The 4,261-nt window shown below is 37.3% G+C and carries 4 protein-coding genes; 1 reads left to right on the plus strand and 3 read right to left on the minus strand.

Annotation, left to right across the window (positions count from 1 at the left end; translation table 11 throughout):
* Positions 1-1,257 (plus strand): tyrosine--tRNA ligase (gene tyrS / locus VIH09_RS09910; protein WP_331580464.1); only part of this gene is annotated, 1,257 nt, incomplete at its 5' end.
* A gap of 13 nt (positions 1,258-1,270) precedes the next feature.
* Here tyrS and VIH09_RS09915 read toward each other — a convergent pair.
* The 3 genes from VIH09_RS09915 to VIH09_RS09925 all read right to left on the minus strand — a co-directional run bounded on the left by VIH09_RS09915 (position 1,271) and on the right by VIH09_RS09925 (position 4,005).
* Positions 1,271-2,251: an acyl transferase gene (locus VIH09_RS09915; RefSeq protein ID WP_331580465.1), complete on the minus strand. Its 981-nt coding sequence runs from the start codon at positions 2,249-2,251 to the stop codon at positions 1,271-1,273.
* A gap of 121 nt (positions 2,252-2,372) precedes the next feature.
* On the minus strand, positions 2,373-2,711 hold the full coding sequence (locus VIH09_RS09920; RefSeq protein ID WP_331580467.1) for a T9SS type A sorting domain-containing protein: 339 nt from the start codon (positions 2,709-2,711) through the stop codon (positions 2,373-2,375).
* Positions 2,712-2,817: 106 nt separating this feature from the next.
* Positions 2,818-4,005 (minus strand): hypothetical protein, encoded by a 1,188-nt coding sequence (locus VIH09_RS09925; RefSeq protein ID WP_331580469.1) that lies wholly within the window; start codon positions 4,003-4,005, stop codon positions 2,818-2,820.
* Positions 4,006-4,261: the final 256 nt, after the last annotated feature.

Consider the following 4,261-nt stretch of genomic DNA (forward strand, 5'->3'; position numbering starts at 1 on the left):
CACGACATCATGCCTGGAACCGAAGAACAACTTCAAAAAGAAATGACGACGACTTATATAGGCTTTGATCCAACCTCAGATTCTCTGCATATTGGGAGTTTGGTGCCAATCATACTTCTGGTTCATTTGAAAAATTTCGGACATAAGCCAATTGCATTGGTTGGTGGAGCCACGGGAATGATCGGTGACCCTTCTGGAAAATCGGATGAGAGAAACCTGTTGGACGAAGCGACTTTAGACCGTAACGTTGAGGGAATAAAAAAGGTGTTGTCCCGTTTTCTTGATTTTAATTCGAAGGATGTAAATGCGCCAGTTCTGGTGAATAATTACGACTGGATGAAAAACCTATCCTTTATTAATTTTGCTCGTGATGTGGGTAAACGCATTACGGTGAATTATATGATGGCCAAGGATTCTGTCAAGAAAAGACTGTCAGGTGAAGGCGAGGGCATGTCTTTCACGGAATTTACCTATCAGTTAATCCAAGGATACGATTTTTATCATTTGCATAAAGAATACAACTGTTTGTTACAAATGGGCGGTTCTGACCAATGGGGAAATATTACCACTGGAACGGAATTAGTGCGTCGTATGAATGTAGGCGAAGAAGCCAAGGCCTACGCGATGACTTGCCCGCTGATTACCAAAGCCGACGGGACAAAATTCGGGAAATCAGAAGGTGGAAATGTTTGGTTGACGGCTGACAAGACTTCGGTATATAAATTTTACCAGTTTTGGATGAACACCACTGATGTGGACGCGGAAAAGTACATTAAGATATTTACATTTTTAGACAAGGATACAATCGATAATTTGATCGAAGAGCATAAAGTAGCTCCCCATATGAGGGCTTTGCAAAAAATATTGGCCGAAGAATTGACCGTTTTTGTACATTCGAAGAAAGAACTAGAAAAAGCAATTAAAGCGTCCAATATCTTGTTTGGAAATGCAACAGCCGAGGATTTAAAACAACTGGATGAAGCCACTTTCTTAGAAGTTTTTGATGGGGTACCTCAGGCTGAAATAGCAAGAAACGAAATTGAAGCGGGAATCGATATCATCACTGTTTTGAATGAAAAGACAGGGTTCTTTAAGTCGAATGGTGAAGCAAGACGTGCTTTGACTGCCAATTCAATTTCTGTTAATAAAGAAAAGGTGAAGGAAGATTTTGTGCTTTCAACAAAAGATCTGATCAACAACCAATTTGTGTTGTTGCAAAGCGGAAAGAAGAATTATTTTGTTGTGAGAATTGTTTAAACTGAATCAACTTTTATAAAACCATCAAATTGCAACCACGAATATCAGAATTATCAAAACGTCCCAATACCTCGAAAGAGTTGTTGGGATTTTTTTTGCCTAAATCCTGAGTGGCAATAAAAGAGCAGGAGTTGATATTGGCCAAATCGATTACATTCAGCCCGCCTGTTTTTCCTTGCGGAATGTAGCTTAAAGCGTCTTCGCTATCACGGACAAGAATTTGCATCCAGGAAGGACATTCAAATACGCCGTTTCCTAAAGAATAGGCTTGAGAAAGTAATTCGGTCATTCCGTATTCAGAATGTATCATTGATACTCCAAAACCTTCACATAGTTGTTCGTGCAGTTCTTCGCGAATCATTTCTTTGCGTTTGCCTTTCATGCCTCCGGTTTCCATGATGATGGTATGCTGTAATTGGAAATACTGCTTTTCGATCAAATCCAATAGTGCGTAGGTAACGCCAATAAGGATTACATTTTGGCCTGATTGGTCCAGTTCGATAAGTTTCTCGATCAGTTCGTCATGGTTGTGCAGGTAAAAACCGCTATCGGAATGGTTTGATAGTTTAATCAAGTCTTCTACCATGTAAATCAATGAGGAACCTTCCCGTTCGAGATAAGAAGGGAGTAATGCCAAAACGACATAATCTTCTATGTTTCCATAAAATTCTGAAAACCCTTGTCGATAACTTTCTTCATAGATGGAAGTGTCAGTTACTAAATGTTTGCTCGTATTTGTCCCAGTGGTACCGCTGCTGGTGAAGGTGGCTTCAATTGCATTTGTATTGGAAACCACTTTGTGGCTTTTGAAAAACTGAATGGGTAAAAACGGGATTTGCTGCAGTGATTTTACTTTTGGCACATCTGTTTTTAATAGGTCGCAAAACTCTTTGTAGACCAAGTTGTTTTCATATTGGAAACGGAACACTTTTAAGGCTATTTTTTCAAATTGCTTTTGACTCGAAATGGAAAATATGGTAGTGTCAGTGATCAAAAATTTTTATTGCAAAGGTATAAATTTTAATAATCCTTTCGGTTTTTTAAACGCCTCGTAATTTCAAATAAAAAAGCTCCAATTTGACTTGGAGCTTTAGGGTTATTTTACGAAGTAATTTTTATCTTACAATAAGTTTTCTGGTAGCTGAGGCGTTGTCCTCGGTAATTTTTATGATATAAACACCAGAGTTAAGATTCGATACATTTAGTTCTCTTGAACTAATCAATGTCTGAAGTACTTTTTTTCCTAAAAGATCAAAAATAATTATTTCTTTTTCTGAATCGTTTTTGGTGGAAATATACACTTTGCCATTGCTCACGGGATTTGGGTACAAGTTGAGACCTTCGATAACGGAAGTTTCTTGTGGTTTTGGTTGTTGCTTTAAGTCTTGAGCATTGAGGCTCAAGGAAAAGAAAAAGACCAGTAAGATTGCACTATAAAAGTAATTTTTTGTCATTAGCTTGATATTGATTAGTAAATATACAAAATATATTTCAAAAAGCATACCAAAAAAAAACATCCTGATTGCTCAGGATGTTTGATATAAAGTAAAAGACTGTTTGTTACAAATTCCCTAATAAATTAACACCATCAACAATAGCCCAAGCTCCAGGAGTCAGAGCTGCTCCGGTTGCTGTTGTGCTTGTTGTGAAGTTAGCAGTTGGGAACGCTAGCGTAAAAGTAGATGCACCAGCACCCCATAAAGTAGTGTTGTCGGCAATTTTTACATTTAGCATTTTTATTTTCCCAGTAAGAACTTGATTTGTGTTTGTAGCTGCATCTTGTATTCTTACTGAAGTAGCGTTAGCAGTTGTGTAACCTGAAATCACAATATTAGAATATTCTCCGTTTCCTTCTTTTTTGAATTGGATAGCGTCTATTTCTGTTGGGTTACCAGCTTCAGTAACTGTTCCGGCTGCTCTTCTTAAAGTGATGTTCGATACTTTTGGGCCGAATGCATTGTTTACACTTTTTGCTTCGATTTCCATTCCAAAATTTCCAGCTCCAGTTTGATAAGCATACCAGTTAGTGTTTGCTTGACCTTGCCATCCGTCTTGCCAGTCAAAAGAATCATCAGTGTTTCCGTAAGAAATAAGGTTTTTAGCACTTACCGTTCCTCCGTAAAATTCAAATCCGTCATCAGCTCCTTTGTATGAAACTAAGTTTTCTAATACTGTCCCTGAACCTACTGCGTAGAATGAAAATCCATTCATTTCAGAGTTTCCGTCCAAGATTTTTTTACCTGCATATTCTACACGAACATATTTTAAAGATCCACCATTATGAGTTGAATTTGTACCACCATAAACAATGTTTGTCCCATCTTCAGAAGTTGCGGTAGTAATAGGGGTTCCGTCAGCAGTTTTTCCGGAAACAATTGGAGCATCACCAAACATGATTATACCACCCCAAGAACCTGCAGTTTTTGACTTTTCAGTAAATACAACTGGTTCAGCAGCTGTCCCTGAAACATTTAATTTCCCTCCGTTTTCTACTAACAAAGCATCTGTACCGTTTGATGCATCAGCAGTAACGACTGAACCGGCTTCAAAAGTTAGTGTAGCACCACTTTTTACTCTAACCGTACCGCTTAATGCATAAGTACCTTTTGCGTATGTTTTTGAGGCTGTAATATCACCTGTAATATCACCTGTTGCGGTTGGAGGTGTAGTTACTACATCGTCGTCACTTGAAGTACAACTTGTAAAAACTACGCTTAATAAGGCAAGGCTGAATACTAATTTTTTCATTTTTAATAATTTAAAATTATGATTTTTTTTGTTATTTATTTATGTCAAAGATATTTCCGAACTGCTGAAATTTAGTTATGTAATTGTTACTAAAGTATTATATAACAGTGAATTTGATGTAAAGTTTATGCTACTAAGAGGAACAAAAAAAAGAGCTTTATCAGCTCTTTTTTGTTGCGGTTTTTAAAACGTGTATCCTATGTTAACAGAGAATCCGACTCCTTTTTTAAATTCTTTGAGTACTAAAGAATCTTCG

The sequence above is a fragment of the Flavobacterium sp. genome, from assembly GCF_036515215.1.
Classification (GTDB): domain Bacteria; phylum Bacteroidota; class Bacteroidia; order Flavobacteriales; family Flavobacteriaceae; genus Flavobacterium.